Source organism: Novipirellula galeiformis (assembly GCF_007860095.1).
Lineage (GTDB): Bacteria > Planctomycetota > Planctomycetia > Pirellulales > Pirellulaceae > Novipirellula > Novipirellula galeiformis.
The window spans coordinates 648,496-669,182 of sequence record NZ_SJPT01000002.1 but is presented as its reverse complement, the minus strand read 5'-3'; the positions used below and the strand labels follow the sequence as shown (position 1 = coordinate 669,182).

Genomic DNA, 20,687 nt, shown 5'->3' with positions numbered 1-20,687 from the left:
CGAAAGTAATTCGGCTTCGAGAAACAAAAATGCGTTGCGAATAGTTGCGTATTCGCTCCTCCATCCACTGGAAGTCGAGTATTTTGACAATTTCAGAACAAGTAAGTCGCTGCCTATTCGGGAAGGCGAGCGTATCCGTCACAAACTGCGCTGTCTGACAAAGCTGCAAAGTTTGATTCAGCGTGTCATGTTCGCTGCCACGTGTTGCCGTGCGATAGTGTGGATCGCTTGTCGAATCTCGGGCGAAACATGTTCCCAGATTCTGATCAGCTCGCGTAGCAAATCGTCGCTGTCATTTGCTGCACCCAAGCCTGCACCCACCGCTTCGGAAACATCGGTTTCGCCCGCGTTTTCAATGGTCGTGCTGTTCCTGCCGGGGGAAGGTCATTTTGTTTCGTGGCGTGGGCAAACGACCTGCTCGCGGCCCTATGGGGACTACCATTTTGGGCGTGACGGGAATCCGTTTGAGGCTGCGATTGGCGTCATTCATTGCCTAAGCCGGACACAACGTCGCATGGCAGCCCCCTGATTCCTTCGGCCCACTTTTTGTACACTGCACCCCTCTGCTATCACCGCGGACCATTCGATTCTTCGTCAGTCTCGTTGCGTTTTAGCAAACGAAGTTCCCCACCCATCCTCCAAAAAATCATTTTTTGGAACCGACACGCTTCTTTCGATTCATTGAGGTTCATTACCCATGGTGTCCATTCTCGCCGACAAACTGCACGAGTATCCCAAGCAAGATGTGATCGACGGAACCGGCGGAGGACCGGATTCGATTCTCGATGACTGCCTTAATAAGAACGACGGGGTGTTGCAGCTAACACACCGCTACGCTGGCCGGACATTTTGTTCGCCGGGTAAACGGCTTCGCCTTGATGAAAAATCGTATTACCCCGACTACATGAACGGGACGGGGCTCGATGAACTCTGGATGTGCTGCACCGTGCCCATCGTGACGGGTGTCATCGATACTCGCACGAATAAAGCACCGTTTCGTGAAGGTGAAGCGCACGTTCTTACTCCGAACGGGCAGTTCATCTCGTTGCAGGATCTGATCTCTGCCAATCCAGAAGCGGTCATGGGTGAGAAGGTAACGGCGTTTTCGAAATCACTTTTTGGGACGCCGACTTGGCCGATTGTATCCAAGAAATTCGACAACCTGAACCCGATCCCGCATCACCTTCACTGGTCCAAGTGGGAAGTGTACGACATCAATTCTTTCGACAATCCTGGAGTCTGTCCGTCGCATTACCACACCACGGCAATGGGGCTGTACCCGTTCGTGACCAAGGATGAGTTCCTGGCCTGCATGAAGCGTTTCGGACAGGGCGAGTACAACGGGGTTAGGCATTTGTCGCCGCATACGATGATGCATATTGATAACGGCTTCGTGATGCCCAACGGCGTGCTGCACTCGCCGACAGACCTTTGCACGCACGAATTGCATGTCACGATGGATGAGCACTTCCTGGCCGAGGACCTGACGCTGGACGGACGTATCGGTGCAGCGGATGCGTTTTACGCATGCAGGGAAGAGGACTATCCGAAAGATCGTCACGAAGACTGGGAATACCTGGTCGAAAAGTTCGACTTCGCAGCCAATCAGGATCCCGATTTCGTCCAGAAGAATAGGCGTCCGGCGATCACCGCCGAAGAATTTGCAGGTGACGGTGTCGATGCGAAGTGGATTGTTTACGGTGATTTCCTCGGCGATCAGAAGTGCTCGATCCTGCGGCTGACTGTGCAGCCTGGCGGCAAGACTCATTTTTGCCCGGAGACTCCCGCGCTGTTCCACACCAACGGCGGAAGCGGCCGAGTTGGAAAACTTAAAGTGCAATATCACCAGGATATGATTCTCGGCGAGATCTATCCCGAGATCGGGTTCATCACGCAGGCCGCGCTTGCCAACGGTGGCGTTGAAATCGAAAACACAGGATCCGAGCCCCTCGTGTTGACCTTCGATTTCCCGCAAAATGCACATTCCAAAACGCCCGATGCTGGGGTTACGAACTAGTCACGCGATCTCGGTAACCGGGAATCGGCCCTGCTGCATTTCGTTCCCTCCCGACAAGCATGTTGGGGGAACGCATGACGTGGGGCCAAGTTCGCGTTTCGGGCTTCATGTCTAGTAGTCCGCCGCAGCTTGAATTTCGGGTCGTGGACGAGCGGTGGCTGCGCCGGGGCGCCTGTGGCGATGAAACGGTGGCCGGTACCGATTGGCTCAGTACCGATTGGCTCAGTACCGATTGGCTCATAGGCAAGGCCTGACGCTGCAGCTCCTTTTGCCGTCGATTCACGACTGGGCAGAATCCCGCAAGCGGACAAATTGGCATTGAGGGAACAGAGCTCATTGCACGCGCCCTACCTTTTGTGAATTCGGTGCCGCTTTGTGGCTCGAATACAATCGACGAATGCCATCCAGCGCAGGGACCCGACAGAGCGGCCAAAGTTGGGCGTCGCTATCGGAGGTTGTGGTCCCGGAGGTTGGCTAGAAAACAAGCGACGATGGCATCCACCGAGTACGGCACGCGACGTCAATTTTGGTGGGCGACACCCATTCTCGATTTTTTCACCTCTCATTTTCTAACCTTCTCGTCCGGAGCACCGTATCTACGCTGTGCCAACGACTTGCCTTTCTGCCACAGACGCCGTCAGTCCAACCGAGATCGTGAGCCTTTTGACAAAGCCTTGCGAGGATGGAGGGAGGTTAAAAAATGGGAGGTTAAAAAATGGGAGGTTAAAAAATGGGAGGTTAAAAAATGGGAGGTTAGAAAATGGGAGGTTAGAAAATGGGAGGTTAGAAAATGGGAGGTTAGAAAATGGGAGGTTAGAAAATGGGAGGTTAGAAAATGGCAGGTTAAAAAATGGCAGGTTAAAAAATGGCAGGTTAAAAAATGGCAGGTTAAAAAATGGCAGGTTAAAAAATGGCAGGTTAAAAAATGGCAGGTTAAAAAATGGGAGGTTAGAAAATGGGAACGCAAGCGAAGTAAATCGATCCCGCACACAAGCCAAGTAGAGCCGGTTCTGCCAGCGGCGCATGGCGACCGGTAGGAAGCAGCCCTGTTTGCTGGACACTCAAATCGACGGCCACGCGGAGCGCATGCACTGTCCCCGACGTCCTGTCCCCGACGTCCGTATCTTGTGCCGCCGACACGGTATCGATTGGGACGAACGATACGCGTGCGATTAGGACCGCCCCGTTGGGGCTTGGCTGGACAGGGGCTCCCGCAATCCCAGGGCGTTGCCATGGGCTGACCTAACGGCGGCCCGTTGGGCCTAAAACAGACCGTCACATCTCCGTGCCAACGGGGCAGCGCTATGTCAGCCGAGGCCAACGGCCTGAGTTATCAACGACAAACGCCTGAAAAAAACCAACGGGGCGGTCCTAACGCTTGGTCGTCATGCGGGCTAGCAGTGCCTGACCAGCCAGGCACGGACGTCGACGGGCCGCGCGATCAGCATGGGGTTCGGTCGTGGCAACCGTGAAGCCACGCCTAGCTTCCACGATCAGTCCGCTCTCGCTAGTCACGTGTGCCCGCCAAAGACGCTCCGTCCCCGTCAGCTCCAAGGCTGCGGCGGAAGTGTGGACACATTATAATTATGGGAAGTGCAAACCACCATCGTCCCCGCCGTGGGCTCAGTGGTCTCACCCCGTCGGAGTTTGCGAATTCGGGGGCCAAACCGCTACTGTTATAACATTGGACCAGTACCGAGAGGCATTCCTCCATCTTTGCGATAAATTTAAATGTTCGCATCGTCCTGGATTGCTTCGCATTTGCTCAGGGGAAAGCCCTTGACGGAGGATTCATCGGGCAAGGCGGTCAGGGCCGAAACTGGCCTGTGCTGGGGAACGATGCACATCGTCCCCGTACGGACCAAGTTGGATCCAACGATCCTGACTTAGCCTTATGTTCACCAAGCTCCTATTTCGTGACTTCGTACTTGCTCGGGTTCTGATTGAACATCTGCTGTTGTTCTTGGCCGGGGAATAGGTATCGCATTCCTTTGTAGAGGCTGGTGAATTCGGAGACGCCGTCAACATCCTTGTTCATTTCGACACGACACACCGTGCACTTGCCGCCAAGTGCAATGTCGGCATGAGCGTATTTCTCTTTGTTGGATTGAAACATTCCTTTCGCTTGCTCATTCGAGAAGAGATAGAGATGGTCTTCGTGCAATGCCGCGTATTGAAGACTGCCGGGGACTCGTTTTCCCATCTCCACCAAGGCGACGATACAGTCGCCACCAAGAATGGGTGTGTACTTGCTCGGGTCATTCACGAACATCTGCTTCTGTTCTTCGCTAGGAAACAGATACGTCTTTCCATCGTACTGTGCCGCGAACTGTGCATCGCCCTTAATCCACTTTTTCATTTCAATGACACAGACGGGGCAATAACCTCGTAACCCCACCGTGCTGGCGTTTGATTTCGTGCTGCTACCTGCATGAGCGGCCGGCGAGCTAGCTGATGACTTGGTTCGTGTGCCTGATTGAGCATGAGCGGCGGTTGCGAGGAGCGAACCGAGCACAAGTGTAGTCGCGAACATCGCGACGGGGCGTGTGATCGACAGGCGTGTTTGGGATTGGAGGCGGTTCATCGTATCTCTCTTTGCGGATCCGAGTAATGGAATGGTTTTCTAAGTTAAGAATGAAGACGGAAATGGGGACTTTTCCTTACAACAATTCGTTTCGCCTGAAAAGTTTTTCGTCTGTGAGGCCACTCACAACGCAGATAGGCGTGCCAGACCAGAATGCTGTTCGTTCAACTTATGGGGAACGCTTTGGCTTCCCACGTCTACTCGATGAAGAGACTCCCTCGATGAAATTTGCTAAGAAGTGCTTTGCAAGCGTTGTGTTCGTATTCTTGGTCAGTACAGTCTGCGGTGACGCCCAAGCACAAAGCGGATCGCGCCGCGGCGGATACACTGCACCAACGATGCCTGCAGCTGCAGCGCCTCGCATAGCCCCCGCCCCCATGCAGTCGTATGCTCCACAGCAGGCCGCCGCAGTTCCATTGGCGCCGATCGGAATCGGCTCAGGATGCGCATCGGGCAATTGTGGTGGCGGTATTCCGGCCAGCCCGACACTCAATTATTCGTCGTCGATGGCGTACCAGAGCTACGCTCCCGTGTACCAATCACCGACGCAATACCACCAAACGCGTCACTACGCATCTCCGCCGACATGTAGCAACGGACACTGTCGCCCACGGCGTCAAATATTCCGTCACCGCTAATCGAAGCAAGCTTCCTGTTGGATGCATCCATACCCGTCGCCGGAATGCTTGGCGTCAGGGGGGCGGCAGCAGTGTTAGTTGCATTCGTTGTCCCGGTGGTCACAACGGCGACGCGGCGCGGTCATTAGAATCACAATGACCTTGGCATCGCGTTTAGAACTGTTCGCCGGAGAATTCTTTTGCTAACGGTGAGTTGCATCACAGCCGAACGAACACGTCACTGCGATAGTGACATTGGATTTGTGGCAAAGGATGCGCGGGCCGATCCATCCGATTTTGCGGGCACTCATTCCTACGTAGCCTAGCCTACGTCATCGTCAGGCAGCTCACTCAGGTACCTTGTTTGTTCGAAAGGGAGTAGACCGAAATGGGGATTCAGTCCAGTTACGTTCGCAGCGTGTTGCTGTTTAGTGCGTTAGCGGTTGCAGTTTCGTGGTCGATCCCGCGTCATGTTCAACGCATTCTCCAGGCGCAGTCCATTGTCCCACTGGTGCAGTTTTCAGGACCGGGCGGTGTTGGGTTTGACTTGAGCCAGGCAACGATTCCGGTTGGGGAGATTCAATCCGGTGGTCCTCCGAAAAACGGCATTCCTGCGCTGACAAATCCAACGTTGGTTTCGCCTGCAGAAGCGTCCTACCTCGGCCCCAGTGACCGGGTGGTTGGCGTCGTGTCGGGTAGCGAATCACGTGCCTATCCGCTGGCCATTTTGAACTACCACGAAATCATCAATGATCGAATCGGCCAATTACCGATTGCCGTGACCTATTGTCCGCTGTGTGACTCGGCCGTCGTATTTGATCGTCGGACTCCTCTGGGTGAACGAGAGTTTGGTGTCTCAGGACTGCTCTACAACAGCAACGTATTGATGTACGACGGATCCAACACGGAAAGTCTCTGGTCGCAGGTAAAGGGAGAAGGGGTTTCGGGACCTGGCGCCAGAATAAAATTAACCGTTCTGCCAATGGAACTCACCACATGGGCAGCATGGCAAGCTCGCCATCCAAACACCACTGTGATTTCATCCGAAACCGGACACCGGAGAAACTATAGAACCAGCCCGTATGCAGGTTACTTCCAACAGCCCAATTTAATGTTCCCAGCGAAACCGATCAGCAATGCGTTGCCACAGAAGGAACGCATGATCGGAGTTTGGGATGATACCGCCGCACTGGCGATTCCCGTTTCAGCATTTGCAGGGAAGTCGACGCAGATCGAGAAGTCGCTTGGCAGCAAAAAGTTCGTCGTTGCATTCGACGCCAACGATCAAACGATTCGAGTCGTCGAGGCAGATGCTGGAGTGCAGTGGATGAATGCGTTTTGGTTCGCTTGGTATGCGTTTCGACCTGAAACCGAGATCACGGGGCGCTGACGTTGCCCCCCTGCACTTCCTACTTAGAATCGTTTTCACATCGCATACCGGTGCTCGATGACATTCAAAATTCGTGACTTCGAGATTCCGTGTTTTCAAATCGGCATGATTGCGTTTCGATAGTTTTCAGTATCTATGTATCGTGGGAGTTAAGTATTCATGCCATCACATCTACCGCCGTTGATTGAGGCCGAAGCTCGTGAATGTGAACTGATTTTTCGCATGGCACGCCAGCAACTCGGGTTTGTTCCAAACTCGATGTTGACGATGGCTCGTCAGCCCGCAGTGCTTGGCAGCTTTGCAATGCTGGTTGCAAACATTCTGGGGCCGCCACGCGATCGTGGCTTACCGGTTTGGACAGGAGTACGGCTGTATCTCAAGAACATCATCTGGTCGATTCGTCATCTCCGCTCGGCAGATCGTCTGTCCGCGTCACTAAAGAGTTTGGTTGCGCATGTGAGTAGCAATGCTTCAGGTTGTCGATATTGCCAAGCGCACACGATCGGGGAAGCGTTTCACTTGGGAATCTCCATCGAAAAGCTAGAAGCGGTTTGGGATTTCGAGAATAGCGATCTTTTCGACGCTGCCGAAGTCGCTGCGTTACGTTTTGCACTTGCGGCTGGCAGTACGCCCAGTGCCGTCACCCGCGACCACTTCACTACTTTGCGACTGCACTACAGCGAGAATCAGATTGTTGAGCTTGGGGCGACGATTGCGCTATTTGGATTCCTGAATCGATGGAACGACACGTTCGCAACAACCCTTGAACCGGACTCCGCCGCTTTCGCCCAAAAACATCTTGGCGGTAGCGGTTGGGAAATTGGCAAACACGCGTAGCGTCGAGCCGTGCGAAAACTTAACGCCGCGACCGATACCAGCGGTGCAATGTCTCCGATGGAATGCCCAAGCAAAATCCGGCGATGCAAAGTTGGTTGATGAGTGTGGTCTTCGGAATCCCCAGTCGCAACCACCGGCGTGCGGACGTTGTGACGGCGGCTTCGGCCAGCGAGATGCTGCCGTATTTCCGCAAGCGGCTGCCAAATTCGACGTCTTCCATTAACGGCCAATTTGGAAAACCGCCGATTTTGAAAAAACAACTTGCGGACACAAACAACCCCTGGTCCCCGTAAGGTCGCCCAAGAAAACGCGACCTCAAATTCACACCTTTCTCAATCCATCTCAGTCCAAAATCGTCACCGTCGATCCGCAATGAGAACGCGCCCGCGATCACGCCATGCTGGAGTGTCGCCCGAACATGCTGATGAAACGAGTCCGGCACCTGGGTGTCAGCATGCAGAAATAGCAGCACGTCGCCAGTCGCGATCGCCGCGCCCGCATTCATCTGTCTCCCTCTCCCAGGTTTAGCAGAGACGATCGTCGCACCCATGTTTCGCGCGATGTCGATCGTCGAATCCTCGCTGCCGCCGTCCGCGACAACGACTTCGACATTCGGAATCCCGACCATTCGGCTAAGCGTCTGTTCAATACAGCGTTCTTCATTCAGTGTCGGTACAATCACCGACAAGACACCATCCCGAGTCAGGGGAAGCACGTTGCCGAAGGCCTCGGGATTACGACGACAGGTAACCAAGTCCTCGGGATAATCGACATCCGAAAGCGTTTGCAATCGATGAACTTTGCATTGCGAGTGCTTTGCCTTTGCAATGGTATCTCGCAATACGCTTCCGCTTCCCCAGTCGATCCCTTGAAAGAGTTGAGGCTGATTCGTGTTCAGCCCAATCAGGTAGTAACCACCGTCGATTGCCGGCCCCAGGACCACATCGGCGTGTGATAAAGCGTTGATTGCTTCGTCGAGAATCGTCGAAGAAATTTCGGGACAGTCTGATCCGATCACGACGACTCGTGTTGCCCCCTCGTTGAACGCGACAGCGAATGCGTCGACTAGTCGCTCTCCCAAACTTACGCCTCGTTGCAGGAGATAGCGTTTTTCCGTTCCAAACGCTTCTCGCATCAACGTTGGATCGCCGCCTACGAACCGAACTTCTAAATCGCAGGGACGGTCCGCGCGATAATCACTCGCCACCCCCAACGTCAAACTCGTCAATGAGTGCTGTAGGCGTGCCGCGCGCTCGGCACCGAGCGCGGGGATCATCCGGGTCTTCGTCACGCCAGGTGTTGGATATCGTGAAAACACGATCACGCGATGAGGCTTCGCCGAAAACGTGGTTGATCCCGACGGGTCGCCAGTGAGTTTCTCGATTTGATTCGCGGTCACTTCGTTACCCCGCCTTGCCATTGACATAGGCTACCGTCAACGGTTGTTGCGGTTTGTCGAATATACAGGCGCCGGTCCCGTGTTCGATCAACGTGCCCGTACCGTCGGTCGCCCAGAAGAAAGCGGCATAATCGGCGACCCGCCGCGCTTGCTGCAAGTTATGGGTCACGATGACAACGGTGTACCGTCCTCGGAAATTCTGCAGCAGCTCTTCAACGACACTGCTAGCCAACGGGTCCAGAGCACTACATGGTTCATCCATCAATAGAACTTCGGGGCGTAAAGCGAGAGCGCGTGCGATGCAAAGCCGTTGCTGTTGGCCGCCCGAAAGAGACAACGCGGATGAATCAAGTCGATCCTTCACCTCTGCCCACAAGCCGACGTCCTCGAGAACGCTTTCGATGATTTCTGTCCGTTCACTTCGCTGGCGAAAACCGTGTTCCTTCAAAGGCATCTCGATATTTTTGCGAATCGAAAGAGGAAAGGGATTTGGTTTTTGAAAGATCATTCCGACACGACGGCGGAGCGAGATCACATCCTTCGTCGCTTGGACGTCGAGCCCGCCAATCGTAATGTTTCCCTCGACACGGCATCCAGGAATCATGTCCGTCATGCGATTCAAACTACTCAAGAAGCTTGTCTTTCCGCAGCCCGATGGCCCAATCAACGCGGTCACACATCCGCGGTTGATCGTCAACGAAATTCCGCTCAAGACGCGAGCATTCCCGTAGTGAACCGCAAGGTCGTCGACTTCGATCAATGGTTCGGGAATACAGCATGGTGGTCCGGTATCGAGGGGACCGAGGGTGAACCCGTTGTGTTCCGGACAATTCGCCTGTTCGCAGCCACCGCGGTCAGGGCGTTCTCTGTTTTCTGATTTCATGTCACCACGATCCTTTTTCTCAACCAACGATTGGCAGTCCAACTCGCACTCGCGTTGATGACGATCAACATCGCAATGAGAACCAATGCGGAGGCATACGCATATCGATCACCGCCAGCAACATTCATCGATAAGTCAAAAATGTGAACGGATAAGGAACGCCCGGAATCGAACAACGAACCGGGGACACGATCCACGTATCCGCTAGTAAAAATCAGTGCCGCGGTCTCCGCTAATGCGCGGCCGATACCCAGCACCAATCCAACGACGATCCCGGGTACTGCGGCTGGCAACAACAGTTGCACAAGCGTCGCAGTTCGAGATAACCCCAACGCCGCCGCACCCATGCGATATTCGTTCGGAACCGAGCGAAAACCTTCCTCGGTCGCTCGAATCAGGATCGGCAGCACCATACACGATAGCGTCAGCCCTCCTGATAAAATCGAAAACCCGAGTCCCAAATAGATACAAAAAAATGCGTTGCCAAACAGCCCGAATACGATCGAAGGCACGCCTGCGAGAACATCCAAACTGCGGCGCACCAGCATTCCAAACGTGCTTTCCGCCCGTGTCAATTCGCTCAGTAAGATCGCGGTTCCTAAACCGAGCGGGACCGAAACGAGCATTGCCACGAACAGGATCAGTAGCGTTGAAATGATGATGGGAAAAATCCCTCCATCGCGTCCCGCATTTCGAGGCGTTTCGGTTAAAAAACTCCAAGAGATCGACGGCAGACCTGCGATGACGATGTCCGCCAATATCCAAACAAAAATGCCACTGACCAAGGCTGCGATAGACCATGCGACACAGGTTGCCAGTGTATCAAACAATACGCTGACGGCTGAACGCGAATAGGTTTGAGGATGACTAGCCATGAATACGCCCCCGACTGACCCATTCTGCGAATCCGGCGAGCACGATGACCATCGCCATCAACAGCAGCCCCGAAACGAACAATGCCGAGCGATGGCCGTCCATCGCGTAAGCCATCTCCAATGCAATGTTTGCTGTAATCGTTCGGACGGGTTGAAAAATGCGGGTTGGGTTTTGAACGACATTGCCAGCAACCATCAATACCGCCATCGTCTCGCCGATCGCTCGGCCTGTTCCCAGTAGCACCGCCGTGAACAATCCTGACCGAACCGCTGGAAAGACGACGCTAGTGACGGTTCGTCCGCGTGAAAGCCCTAGTGCCGCGGATGCTCGCAGGTACTCCGACGGCAGGTTGTCAAAAGCGGCACCGACCAGCAACGCGATCGTCGGTAGAATCATAATCGTCAGGATGATGATCGCCGACAACAGGCTGGTTCCCGGCGGATGCCATCGCGAAATGAGTGGAACGAGCACCACCAGCCCCCACAGGCCATACACTACCGAAGGAATCCCGGCGAGCAGTTCGATCATTTTACCGTACGCTCGTCTTAATCGTCGTGGTGCATAGAAATGGGCGAATACCGCCGAGCCGATCCCAAGCGGTGCGGCCAATAGAACTGCGCCCGCAGTTGCCAGTGATGTCGCCGCAATCATGGGAACAAGATTGAATTGTCCCTTCGTCGGTCCCGCCGAAGGATGCCACGATGAGTCGGAAGCAAAACGCTGAACACCGACATCGCGAAACGCGGGTGACGATTCCCAAATCAGAAAGCCTACAATTAGCACGGTGATCGCCCCCGTCAGCAATCCGCAGCCGCGAAGCAGCCAAACGAGAATGGTATCACTGGGAAAGCGGGACAAAGTACTGCTCCAAGATGATCTCATTTACATCGCGTGAGCAAGCAAACGCGATGAACTCCTCCACGATTCCGGTGGTCTCGCTTGTCACGACCAGATTCAACGGCCGCGACAATGGAAACGTGCCGGCTCGTACGTTTTCGATGGACGCCGCAATGCCCGCCAATGGCAGCAGTTTGATCGCGACGTCGTGAGTGGCATCGTATTCAGCGGTTCCAACCGAAACGTAACCAATGGCGTTGGGGTTACCGGCAACGGTCTTGATTCCTTGTTCGTTGTCACCGATCACGGCATCGGCTTTGATTTGTGCGTTGTCCAAATTGAAATGGCTTACGAATAATTCCAGCGTGGATCGACCTTCGGCTTTATTGACGACGGTGATGGGAGCGTCTGATCCGCCAACTTCTTTCCAATTGTTGATGCGGTCTGTATAGATAGCCACAATCTGATCGTCGGTCAGTGATGTAACGGGATTGTCTCGATGCACGATGACACAGATCCCGTCTCGAGCGATCGTGAACGCTGTTAGATCCTGTTCACCGGTCTTCAGGTCTCGCGAGACCATTCCGATATCTGCAAGTTCGCGGCGTGTGTCGGCAACGCCTCGTGAAGAGCCGCCGCTTTGCACATCGACCCGCACTCCGGGATGCTGAGCTTCAAATTGTTTGGCGATCTCACCGATCAATGGCGCAACCGTGCTCGACCCTGTCAGCACAATTTGCTTCTTGTTCTTATCAGCATCGTTTGACGAGCAACCGAGGAAGACGAAGCATAGTAGTGTCAGGGCGAAAAGCGTGGTAGTTCTCAGGAGAGGTGGGCGTGGAATCACGATGCCTCCTTCGACGCAAACGTTACCGTGGCTCCCTGGCATCCCGATCCGCATCCGGCGGTGCAGCCAAAGCAATGCCGGCCGGTTTGGATCATGCGGTCGCTAAGTCTCGAGGGATCGAAATCTGAAATATGCTGTGGCAGGTCCGCAGACAATCCCATGTTCAACATCTGGTTGAAATCGCAGTCGAACAGGTATCCCTGCCAATCCACCGAGATCATCCTGCGACACATGACGCCATCGACGGTGCGCGGATTGAAGCTGTCGATCAGCTTCTGCATGTACACATCGAGTTGGTCGCCCTGGAGCAGTTCATCGAGAAACCGGCTGAGCGGAAGATTGGTAATCGTGTGCAGTTCCGAAAAGACAATGTCGTATCGCGTTTTCAGCTCGTCACGGTAGGTCGCTTCGAGTTCGTGTTGCGACGGCGGCAATGCGGTTCCAGTGGGATTGTAAACGAGCGTCAGTTTCCGCCCCAAACCGGGGTGTCCGTAGCCAAGTTGGTTCAAACGTTTGAGTGCGTCAATGGAACGTTTGAAAACGCCGTTGCCGCGCTGGCTATCACAATTTTCTTCCATGTAACACGGCAAAGAGGCGACAACCTCGACATCATGCTTGGCTAGGAACTCGGGTAAATCCTTGAATCCATTGGCCATCAAGATCGTTAGGTTGCAGCGGTCAATGACTCGACAACCAAGCTTGTGCGCCTGCTCGACGATCCAACGAAAACGGGGATTCATCTCCGGTGCGCCCCCCGTAATATCTAGGGTGGGAATGTCGTTGTTCGCAAGCACGTCGATGATCTGCTCGGCCGTTTCTCGCGACATGCTCTCGCGACGGTCTGGCCCCGCGTCCACGTGGCAATGGGTGCAAGTTTGATTACACAACTTGCCCACGTTGATTTGCATGACGTCGATGCCAGCGGCACGAAGATTCTCTAAGCCGCTCGACCGCAGCTTCTCGTGGAAGTAGGGCTGTCGTGGCTTTGCGTCGCCTTCGAGGATTTCTCGCTGTATGGCTGCGTTAGTGAGTTCGCTTTTTTGCCTTAGCAGTGATAATTGCATGTTGGTTCCTTGCGTAGCCCAGGCTTCCAGCCTGGGACAATTGGATGCATGGATGAGACCCAGGCTGGATGCCTAGGCTACGGTCTAACAGCACGAACCTTCGTCGCTGCAGCCATTCGTCGCTTCGGTGGTCGCGTGATACTCGAGGCCCTTCGTTTCACGCGGATGACGTCGCGTGCTGCGCCGGCAATCGAGCGGCTTCGCATCTTCCAACGGCACAACGACACGCGGCTCAATCGCGTCAAACATGTTCGTGTACGGTTCTTGCTGAAGCAGATTGAACGTCTTGTCACAAACAACCATCCGCTCGCCCCGGAAATACGTGTGACCATCATCATCCTGGACTTTCTTAAATGGGCCGCGATACGACACCGCTTGCCCGCGTTCCAAACAGGGACCCTGCTTTCCCTTGTGCGCAACGACTGTCACGCTGCGAAACTCAATTCCCTCCACCGTCCTCCAAGGCTCGCTTTGTCGCTTGACGATTTCGATTCCGTGAAAGCCCGCATCCTCGAACGCTTCAAGAAACTCATCTTCACGAAACGCGCCAGTGATACAGCCCGACCAAAGTTCCGGGTCCTGTTGCAGACGCTGCGGGACACTTTCGTCGCTGACAATATCGCTAATTGCAGCGCGGCCTCCGCGACGCAAGACACGGAAAATTTCAGCAAACAAATGTCGGCGATCTTGTTGCCGGACAAGATTCAGAACACAGTTGGACAAAACGCAGTCGACCGATTCGTCAGCGACGAGTGGTTGTTCGCGACGTAATCGTTCCTCGGTGTGGCGGAGCTCGAGATAGCCAGCCGGATCGTTCACGGGATGTGCTGACAACTCGGCTGCAAGTTGATCCAGATCGAGAGCTAAATCCTGAATCAGACCGTAGCGAAAATCGACGTTTGCGTAACCGAGCTGCTCGGCCACCGCGGGTGCATGCTTGCGAGCGAGCCCCAGCATTTCACGGTTACAATCGACCCCAATCACGCGTCCTTCGGGACCGACGACCTGGGCCGCGATGTAACACAACTTGCCACCTCCGCTGCCCAGATCCAGCACCGTTTCGCCTTGGCGAACGTAGGGCGTGGGATCGCCGCATCCATAATCCCGTTCAATGATTTCTTGAGGGATCACCTTCAACAAGTCGGTTGAGTACTGGACCGGGCAGCAAAGCGCGGGTTCGACTGCTTGGGCGGCAGCGGCGTATCGCTGGTAGACCGACGACTCGGCGACTTGTTTCTCGTCTAACAGAGCTGTTTTCATAGGACCGACTTCCCTTCGGATGCGACTTGTAATAATCCGTATCCTAGGCTACAGGATACCAACACGAGGCAGTTCGCAAAGGAAGACGCTCGACCTACACGATTCTTACAAGATTCCAAATAACTTTTTCGTCGTCACTTTGCGTCCTTACAAAGCGAGGCAACACCTGCCCTACGAAAAATCAGCTTCAATGAGCCTGGACTAAGATTTCCCTTCTTGTTCCTTCGGCCAGTCCGTTCGGGTGACAATGTGGGGCGTGATGCAAAACGTCTGCATTAAGCAACAAACAGGCGGTTGACGCAGTTGCTGCTGCTTGACACTTCGGACGAAACGAGTTTTAAGACTCTCGGTGTGTGTGATGGCGTACCGTTCGGCAAATGCCAGCCAGGGCAGAGAACTGTGCCAAAAATGGTGTTGGATGTTCACGAGTGAAAGCTGAACTCAACAATTCGCTTTCCATCCGACTTGCGAAAAGGAAGCCGGGGATTCAACCGGTAGCACTCCCGGAAGTCGAAGTGATTTCGCACCACCCATGGAAACAGCATTGCAGTTGGCGGTTTAGGTACTTGGGTTACGGTCGGTCACTCAAAGAGCAAGGCCCAACCGTTGGCGTAAAACTAACGACGACTCCCAATCGTACGTACATCGATGATGTGCCCTGCACTGGAGCCGTTCAATAATATGGTGTCGCGTGGTGACAACGGATTTCAGACTGCGGCACCGTGCGATCCCTGCGGCGCGTCTTTTGTGGCAAGACCCCAAGTGGGTTCCGTTCGCAGCGAACGAATTCACAACGGCCCCGGTTCCGGATCAATCCTAGTTCAATCGGTGAAATGTCTGCTAGCAATGGAGTGCGTGTTGTTGCACCGGACATTGTAAGGAGTCTCACTGACACGTGATTCGGCGGATGCAACTCTTAGGCGGAGCACGCGTTCCGATGGCCATTGAGTAGCGAATGGCCTAACGGAAGCCATTCTTTTCAATTACCTCAATGAACGAACGGAGACTCTCAATGAGAAGAAACTTTGCCTCTTACATCAAGATGACGTTGGCCACTGGTGCCCTCACGCTGCTTTCGATCAACCCGAGTTGGGCCGGGCCAAAGGTTACCGTGGGTGCCAACGTACCGGTGAACGAGCAAGTTTCGATGGACCAGATCGATCCTTGCAATTGGGATGCCTTGCTAAAGCGGTACGTTGATGAAAACGGAAACGTCAATTACGTGGGGTGGAAACAGTCCGCCGCAGACATACAGGCTCTTGAAGCGTTTTTGGGGCACCTCTCGTCAGCAAACCCCAACGTTCAGGCGAGCCCGGCGGCCAAGCTTGCCTTTTGGATCAACGCCTATAACGCGATGACGGTTCATGGAATTCTCCGAGAGTATCCCACGACCAGTATTCGCAATCACACCGCGAAACTGGTTGGCTACAACATTTGGGACGACCTGTTGTTGACGGTTGGCGGAAAGCCGTACTCGTTGAACCAGATGGAACATGAGGTGTTACGAAAGATGGGTGAACCGCGAATTCACTTCGCCATCGTTTGTGCCTCACGCAGTTGTCCGCGATTGTTGGCCGAAGCCTACACGGCCGAGAAGCTGGTTGCTCAGCTAACCACCAACACAAAAGCCTTCTTTGCGAACCCTGGTAACTTCCAATACGACCCCGTAGGTCGCAAGTTCCAGCTCTCGTCGATCCTTGACTGGTTTGGCGAAGATTTTGGAAGCGACCAAGCGACCCAGCTCCGTACCATTGCACCCTATTTGCCATCACGCGAAGCCTACGATGCAGCAATTGCGAACTCGGTTTCAGTCTCCTATCTCGATTACGACTGGGGTTTGAACGATCTGGCATCCGCTCGCACGGCACGCCGTTGATGCACGAAAACGTAGCCTAGGCTACCGTCTCCTTCAATCGGTCATGGATGACCTCGATGATTTGCACCAGCACGAAAGACAATGCAATCCGCGCTGCTTGGGTAGTGATTGCCACCACTGCTTGGTTCGCTCGTGACCCATTGCATCTGGTCGTTACCAATGCAGCGGAATATCATCTGTTGATCCGATTGGCGGTTTATAGCTGCGTCTATGTCACGATGGCTGGACTCGCGATTCCCGGTGCGGTGCTGCTGACGATTCTAGCCGGTCCCTTGTTCGGACTTGGACCAGGGACGATCGTCGCAAGTTTCGCGAGCACAACCGGTGCTACATTCGCCTTCATGGCCAGTCGCCGTTACATGTTTTGCAAAGCAACGCACGATCGGAACGATCAGAACCAGTCGATTTGCCCAGAGCAAGGGAACCTAGGACTAGGCAAATGGGAACTGCTGCTCTTACGCCTAACACCCGTGATGCCGTTCTTTGCCGTCAACGTGCTGGCAGGACGTTCTCGATTGTCAATCAAGCAATTCTGGCTGATTAGCCAGGCCGGTATGTTGCCTGCAACTTATCTGCTCGTTCGCGTGGGAACGATGGTTCCTGAAGCGGGACAAGTATCGCGAACGGACATGCTGGCTATACTTTGGCCCCTGTTGTTGCTGGGAGTCTTTGCTTGGCTTCTGCGTTTGTGGTCGGTGCGCTCGCGATCGGCCAAGCAATTTAAAGCAGGACGAGTTGTCGAAACCGTAGTTCAAAATTCCATTCGTGCGTGCAGGCTGTTGTTGCCCGTGATCGCGATGGTTGTGTTCGTGCCAGTCTGTGTGACTCGAAAAAACAACGCGTCCCTCGCTGCAATCTACAACCCGCTTGCCCAGCGGTCCGACTATGAACGCAACCCAGTGATTGTGATTCGGGGAGTGCTGGGTTCGCGGCTAGTCGATGGCGATACAGGGGAAGACCGTTTAGGGGAAAATACGACAAAATTCGATTGCGACATCGGCAATTTTACCGACAATGTGCTGGCGTTGTTACTGCAATCACCCCGTTGCATGCAATCTCCGTCAAACAACCAGATTGCGGTCGTTGCGACTGAGCGAGAGCAGCCCAGTTCCGTTCGAACTCGCTCTCCGTAAACTGGATTGCAGCGGGCTCCACGCCACGCGAGTATGAGTAGGATACGACGATTTTGCCAATTCGGCGTCGTTAATGGCCAGTGTATCCAGCGTCCTGGAGCGATACGAGAATCTGCTCTTTTGGGATGGGGCAACCGATTTCACTGCCGACGATGGCTTCCCCTTTTTCGTAGTTGATTTCGACTGCCAACACGCCCGGCACGGTGCGAATTGTCTTAGCAACAACGGCTGAGCAGCCTTCGCACGTCATGCCTCCGACTTTGATAGCCGCCCGATTCATTTCGCCCGTCACCGCCGTCGCGTCACCACCGAAAAACACTCCGACATAGCTTGGGACAAACAGGAACAAAACCGCCATGGCGGTCACGCCCCACAGCATGACTGTATTCATGGTCATCATGTTGAAACGGCCAGTGGTTGGCGGACAGCATGCTTCACTGCGGGGTGACTCCCTCGCACAGCAACCGTGCCCTTCAGCGGTATCGCTTGTGTTCTTGGCTCGGTACGCATTCTTGGGACGATACGTGTAATAGAACGCTGCAGCAAGGAAGCTAAATGTAATGACCATGAAATGTGGGCGGTATGCTTCCAATGTTGCTGCAATCCCCGCTCCAGAGACACCGACGGCTAGCAAGACCAAGGGCAACCAACAGCACGCCGAAGCCATGATCGCCGAGACGAGCGTTCCAACCTTGGCAATCTTCGCGCCTTTGTTACCGGTTGGCTTCGCGGGTGTCGTTATCGTATCTGTAGCATGCATTCCAATTTCTCCTTTAGCAGTTTTGATTCCATTTCTGACGCTCCCCAAACAGCACAAGCCGGACGGGTTCTCGGTCTCGCATCGGCATCCAGGGTTCGTCATTTTTTCCCGAATGTCTTCGGTGGCGTTGCTTACGCCTTTCGAGCGAAGCTCTTCTTTGATGCTTGCGACGGAATGACCAAAGCAGTAACACAAGCGCCGCTCTCCAGTCGTTTGCTTGACCCCGACACCGACGCGCAATTGGTCCTTCGTAAACGCCCGGTCATCAGTTTCAGCGAAGTAGACGACGTCGCAATTCTGCGAATCGCAAAACCGCCAGCCTCTGTCCTTGGTCAACGATGAACAGCCACCATCGCTGCTACCAGAGGAACGACAACCGGAGTGGTCATCGGCCGCAAATTCGCCAGCGAACTCGTCTTTTAGCAACGCTTGCAGCGTAGCCGTTGCAACTCGCTTCGCCTTCTTACCGCAGGCTGGACACTCGACTCGATTCGGAGTGGTTACTTGGTTACTCATCGGAATTCCTTTTTTCGCATCGCGTGCAATACGGTTGTCTTTCCTCTATTATCGACCTTGCACCCAGATGTAAGGTCAAGTCCATTTCATGTTTTCTTTCGACAGACGAGTTATGAGCGGACAATTCACCATTAGCCAACTAGCGAAATCAGCGGGGATTCCCACGTCGACCATTCGATACTACGAACGGGTCGGTCTCGTCGAACCCGAAGGACGAAGCCAGGGGAATTACCGGCTGTATAGTGACGAATCACTCAAAAAGTTGAAATTCATCCGAGCGGCACAAACGACCGGATTCACGCTCGACGACGTGAAGGCACTGCTTCTAGATGGCTCTGGCGGGACGCCGACCTGTGGAAGCGTTCGCGGGCTGATTGAAGATCGACTTATCGATACGGATCGCCGATTAAAGGACCTTCGCCACGTTCGACGTGTGCTGAAGTCGGCGTTGCAGCAGTGCGAACGGCAAAAGAAGAGCGACTGCTGTCACGTGGTTGCAGGATTGCACCGCGGCTAGGGGGCGAATAAGCAGGGGAGCTGGAGTCCATTTCCCAGTCACTCGCTGACTCCAAGTGGTCGCTCCTTAAGCCAACACACCGACGCGACGCTGTAGTTTTGCGAATGTTCCGGCTCGAAGCACGCTGTATGGCGATACGCTTTTTTTCGTACAGGGAAAGAGACGCGAACGTGATGGTGGATCAATCATTCAGATTGCTGCGATTTCAATCAACGTCAGCAGTATCGCAACTGGTATCGTTCAACGCCCGCGAGTTATCTGGGCCGCCGCGCCCACTGAGTCGATTGGCACCATGACCGACAGCCGCTCCGGCGAGACGACCAAGGGGAGCACCGAAGGGCAGAAACGAAGCGATCTGACCACCCCAACTGCTGCCATAGTCTGGTGAAAGGATCCGATTCGCTTCCGCTTGTTCTTGTGCGGTTCCATATTGGGCGACGTACTTGAGAGCATCGTTGGTTGCACGGGTCGTGTGGACCATGTTAACGAATGGTAGCTCTTGGGTCGCCGCGTACGTTCCCGGTTGTGTCTGCGCCCGAATATCTTTTGCATAAGCAACGCGTGAAATCGCCAATGGTGCGATGTCAGAGTAAACGTGCGTGGAATCCGTAAACGGGTTGTACCAATCACCGCCGAAGACTCGTCCCGGCAGCAGCGTGTACTTCAAATGGTTGTACGTGCCCACCGTGTAGCGCCAACTCGGATGGATCCGTTTGTTGGAGGTCAGACGCTCCCATTCGCCCCACGGATCGTATTGATTGATCCGAATCATACTGCCGCCAAGTCCGTTTCGTTCCATGTATTGAACAAGTGCGGTTTCCGTTTGCGGAGAAACGTCATGATTGTCAGCTCGACGATCCCAGAGTGCCAATTTCGTCGGCGTCCCGACGACCCATCCAAGTCCGTCGATGACCGCGTTGGGGCGACCTCGTTCAACCTGAATTTCTGTCGCAGCATCGCGGCACGACAAAGCGTTTGATTGGCTTCTGCGACCGATCGAGTGACATCCGGTCAGCAGAATACAGCTGGTCAGAACCAGCATCAGTTTCGTTTTCATGGGGGCACATCTATGGCCATGAGGGAGTTGAGCAAGTATCGGTTTAAGGCCTTGTCGGGCCGACGCGACGCTGGGGTCTGTGTTGTTGCTAACGCTCCTCGCAAATCCGTCACATTTCATGGGTTTCACGCATTTCTTACCACGGCATCAACCCGTACGTGTGAGATCGCTTACAAACAGTGGTTGTCCGTAGACTCGGCTCCCAACCTGGGACCAC

The 20,687-nt window shown here is 54.3% G+C and carries 19 protein-coding genes and 1 pseudogene; 9 read left to right on the top strand and 11 right to left on the bottom strand.

What is annotated here, in order from left to right; all coding sequences use genetic code 11:
- The first annotated feature begins 697 nt into the window (after positions 1 to 697).
- The 3 genes from Pla52o_RS07525 (at position 698) to Pla52o_RS07520 (ending at position 3,054) form a co-directional block, all read left to right on the top strand.
- Positions 698 to 2,017: a hypothetical protein gene (locus Pla52o_RS07525; RefSeq protein ID WP_146593968.1), complete on the top strand. Its 1,320-nt coding sequence runs from the start codon at positions 698 to 700 to the stop codon at positions 2,015 to 2,017.
- A 107-nt stretch (positions 2,018 to 2,124) separates the two neighbouring features.
- Positions 2,125 to 2,271 (top strand): hypothetical protein, encoded by a 147-nt coding sequence (locus Pla52o_RS26750; protein WP_197169078.1) that lies wholly within the window; start codon positions 2,125 to 2,127, stop codon positions 2,269 to 2,271.
- 420 nt (positions 2,272 to 2,691) lie between these two features.
- Entirely contained in the window at positions 2,692 to 3,054 is a 363-nt protein-coding gene (locus Pla52o_RS07520; RefSeq protein ID WP_231612159.1) for a hypothetical protein, read from the top strand.
- 872 nt (positions 3,055 to 3,926) lie between these two features.
- Here the strand turns inward: Pla52o_RS07520 and Pla52o_RS07515 are convergent.
- A complete protein-coding gene (locus Pla52o_RS07515; RefSeq protein ID WP_146593966.1) occupies positions 3,927 to 4,601 on the bottom strand; it encodes a hypothetical protein in 675 nt (224 codons plus the stop codon).
- A gap of 221 nt (positions 4,602 to 4,822) precedes the next feature.
- Between Pla52o_RS07515 and Pla52o_RS07510 the strand changes: the two genes are divergently transcribed.
- From Pla52o_RS07510 to Pla52o_RS07500, 3 genes are all read left to right on the top strand, one after another.
- Positions 4,823 to 5,239: a hypothetical protein gene (locus Pla52o_RS07510; protein WP_146593965.1), complete on the top strand. Its 417-nt coding sequence runs from the start codon at positions 4,823 to 4,825 to the stop codon at positions 5,237 to 5,239.
- Positions 5,240 to 5,606: 367 nt separating this feature from the next.
- Positions 5,607 to 6,608, top strand: a complete 1,002-nt coding sequence (locus Pla52o_RS07505; protein WP_146593964.1) for a DUF3179 domain-containing protein — start codon at positions 5,607 to 5,609, stop codon at positions 6,606 to 6,608.
- A 159-nt stretch (positions 6,609 to 6,767) separates the two neighbouring features.
- Positions 6,768 to 7,445: a carboxymuconolactone decarboxylase family protein gene (locus tag Pla52o_RS07500; RefSeq protein ID WP_146593963.1), complete on the top strand. Its 678-nt coding sequence runs from the start codon at positions 6,768 to 6,770 to the stop codon at positions 7,443 to 7,445.
- Between the two features lie 19 nt (positions 7,446 to 7,464).
- On the opposite strand, the gene Pla52o_RS07495 is transcribed toward Pla52o_RS07500, so the two are convergent.
- From Pla52o_RS07495 to Pla52o_RS07465, 7 genes are all read right to left on the bottom strand, one after another.
- Positions 7,465 to 8,844, bottom strand: coding sequence for a TIGR04283 family arsenosugar biosynthesis glycosyltransferase (locus tag Pla52o_RS07495; RefSeq protein ID WP_231612158.1), 1,380 nt, complete (start codon positions 8,842 to 8,844; stop codon positions 7,465 to 7,467).
- A gap of 4 nt (positions 8,845 to 8,848) precedes the next feature.
- Positions 8,849 to 9,727 (bottom strand): phosphate ABC transporter ATP-binding protein, encoded by an 879-nt coding sequence (locus tag Pla52o_RS07490; protein ID WP_146593962.1) that lies wholly within the window; start codon positions 9,725 to 9,727, stop codon positions 8,849 to 8,851.
- Positions 9,724 to 10,602, bottom strand: a complete 879-nt coding sequence (pstA, locus tag Pla52o_RS07485; RefSeq protein WP_146593961.1) for a phosphate ABC transporter permease PstA — start codon at positions 10,600 to 10,602, stop codon at positions 9,724 to 9,726. The genes Pla52o_RS07490 and pstA overlap by 4 nt, the downstream gene beginning before the upstream one ends.
- Positions 10,595 to 11,461 (bottom strand): phosphate ABC transporter permease subunit PstC, encoded by an 867-nt coding sequence (gene pstC / locus Pla52o_RS07480; RefSeq protein WP_197169076.1) that lies wholly within the window; start codon positions 11,459 to 11,461, stop codon positions 10,595 to 10,597. The genes pstA and pstC overlap by 8 nt, the downstream gene beginning before the upstream one ends.
- A complete protein-coding gene (locus Pla52o_RS07475; RefSeq protein ID WP_146593959.1) occupies positions 11,442 to 12,329 on the bottom strand; it encodes a phosphate ABC transporter substrate-binding protein in 888 nt (295 codons plus the stop codon). The genes pstC and Pla52o_RS07475 overlap by 20 nt, the downstream gene beginning before the upstream one ends.
- Positions 12,284 to 13,351: an arsenosugar biosynthesis radical SAM (seleno)protein ArsS gene (arsS, locus tag Pla52o_RS07470; protein WP_146593958.1), complete on the bottom strand. Its 1,068-nt coding sequence runs from the start codon at positions 13,349 to 13,351 to the stop codon at positions 12,284 to 12,286. The genes Pla52o_RS07475 and arsS overlap by 46 nt, the downstream gene beginning before the upstream one ends.
- Positions 13,352 to 13,435: 84 nt before the next feature.
- Positions 13,436 to 14,611, bottom strand: a complete 1,176-nt coding sequence (locus Pla52o_RS07465; protein ID WP_146593957.1) for a methyltransferase domain-containing protein — start codon at positions 14,609 to 14,611, stop codon at positions 13,436 to 13,438.
- 1,012 nt (positions 14,612 to 15,623) lie between these two features.
- On the opposite strand from Pla52o_RS07465, the gene Pla52o_RS07460 reads away from it, so the two are divergent.
- Both Pla52o_RS07460 and Pla52o_RS07455 read left to right on the top strand, forming a co-directional pair.
- On the top strand, positions 15,624 to 16,487 hold the full coding sequence (locus tag Pla52o_RS07460) for a DUF547 domain-containing protein (RefSeq protein WP_146593956.1): 864 nt from the start codon (positions 15,624 to 15,626) through the stop codon (positions 16,485 to 16,487).
- Between the two features lie 56 nt (positions 16,488 to 16,543).
- On the top strand, positions 16,544 to 17,620 hold the full coding sequence (locus Pla52o_RS07455) for a TVP38/TMEM64 family protein (protein ID WP_197169074.1): 1,077 nt from the start codon (positions 16,544 to 16,546) through the stop codon (positions 17,618 to 17,620).
- Between the two features lie 70 nt (positions 17,621 to 17,690).
- On the opposite strand, the gene Pla52o_RS27360 is transcribed toward Pla52o_RS07455, so the two are convergent.
- Together Pla52o_RS27360 and Pla52o_RS27355 are read right to left on the bottom strand one after the other, a co-directional pair.
- Positions 17,691 to 18,380 (bottom strand): mercuric transporter MerT family protein, encoded by a 690-nt coding sequence (locus Pla52o_RS27360; RefSeq protein WP_231612180.1) that lies wholly within the window; start codon positions 18,378 to 18,380, stop codon positions 17,691 to 17,693.
- A gap of 246 nt (positions 18,381 to 18,626) precedes the next feature.
- A pseudogene (locus Pla52o_RS27355) lies at positions 18,627 to 18,896 on the bottom strand (hypothetical protein); the annotation flags it as partial.
- A gap of 112 nt (positions 18,897 to 19,008) precedes the next feature.
- Between Pla52o_RS27355 and Pla52o_RS07445 the strand changes: the two are divergent.
- The gene (locus Pla52o_RS07445; protein ID WP_146593953.1) at positions 19,009 to 19,413 is read left to right on the top strand and encodes a MerR family transcriptional regulator; all 405 of its coding nucleotides are present in this window, start codon (positions 19,009 to 19,011) and stop codon (positions 19,411 to 19,413) included.
- 205 nt (positions 19,414 to 19,618) lie between these two features.
- Here Pla52o_RS07445 and Pla52o_RS07440 read toward each other — a convergent pair whose 3' ends face one another.
- Entirely contained in the window at positions 19,619 to 20,470 is an 852-nt protein-coding gene (locus Pla52o_RS07440) for a hypothetical protein (RefSeq protein ID WP_146593952.1), read from the bottom strand.
- Positions 20,471 to 20,687: the final 217 nt, after the last annotated feature.

Bases quoted from the DNA above. Each gene is read 5' to 3' on its own strand.
- Pla52o_RS26750 (WP_197169078.1), top strand. From the start codon at position 2,125: ATGTCTAGTAGTCCGCCGCAGCTTGAATTTCGGGTCGTGGACGAGCGG.
- Pla52o_RS07465 (WP_146593957.1), bottom strand. From the start codon at position 14,611: ATGAAAACAGCTCTGTTAGACGAGAAACAAGTCGCCGAGTCGTCGGTC.
- Pla52o_RS07440 (WP_146593952.1), bottom strand. From the start codon at position 20,470: ATGAAAACGAAACTGATGCTGGTTCTGACCAGCTGTATTCTGCTGACC.
- Pla52o_RS07515 (WP_146593966.1), bottom strand. From the start codon at position 4,601: ATGAACCGCCTCCAATCCCAAACACGCCTGTCGATCACACGCCCCGTC.
- Pla52o_RS07445 (WP_146593953.1), top strand. From the start codon at position 19,009: ATGAGCGGACAATTCACCATTAGCCAACTAGCGAAATCAGCGGGGATT.
- pstA (WP_146593961.1), bottom strand. From the start codon at position 10,602: ATGGCTAGTCATCCTCAAACCTATTCGCGTTCAGCCGTCAGCGTATTG.
- Pla52o_RS07490 (WP_146593962.1), bottom strand. From the start codon at position 9,727: ATGAAATCAGAAAACAGAGAACGCCCTGACCGCGGTGGCTGCGAACAG.
- Pla52o_RS07525 (WP_146593968.1), top strand. From the start codon at position 698: ATGGTGTCCATTCTCGCCGACAAACTGCACGAGTATCCCAAGCAAGAT.
- Pla52o_RS07500 (WP_146593963.1), top strand. From the start codon at position 6,768: ATGCCATCACATCTACCGCCGTTGATTGAGGCCGAAGCTCGTGAATGT.
- Pla52o_RS07475 (WP_146593959.1), bottom strand. From the start codon at position 12,329: ATGCCAGGGAGCCACGGTAACGTTTGCGTCGAAGGAGGCATCGTGATT.
- Pla52o_RS07460 (WP_146593956.1), top strand. From the start codon at position 15,624: ATGAGAAGAAACTTTGCCTCTTACATCAAGATGACGTTGGCCACTGGT.
- Pla52o_RS27360 (WP_231612180.1), bottom strand. From the start codon at position 18,380: ATGCATGCTACAGATACGATAACGACACCCGCGAAGCCAACCGGTAAC.
- Pla52o_RS07510 (WP_146593965.1), top strand. From the start codon at position 4,823: ATGAAATTTGCTAAGAAGTGCTTTGCAAGCGTTGTGTTCGTATTCTTG.
- arsS (WP_146593958.1), bottom strand. From the start codon at position 13,351: ATGCAATTATCACTGCTAAGGCAAAAAAGCGAACTCACTAACGCAGCC.
- Pla52o_RS07505 (WP_146593964.1), top strand. From the start codon at position 5,607: ATGGGGATTCAGTCCAGTTACGTTCGCAGCGTGTTGCTGTTTAGTGCG.
- Pla52o_RS07455 (WP_197169074.1), top strand. From the start codon at position 16,544: ATGATTTGCACCAGCACGAAAGACAATGCAATCCGCGCTGCTTGGGTA.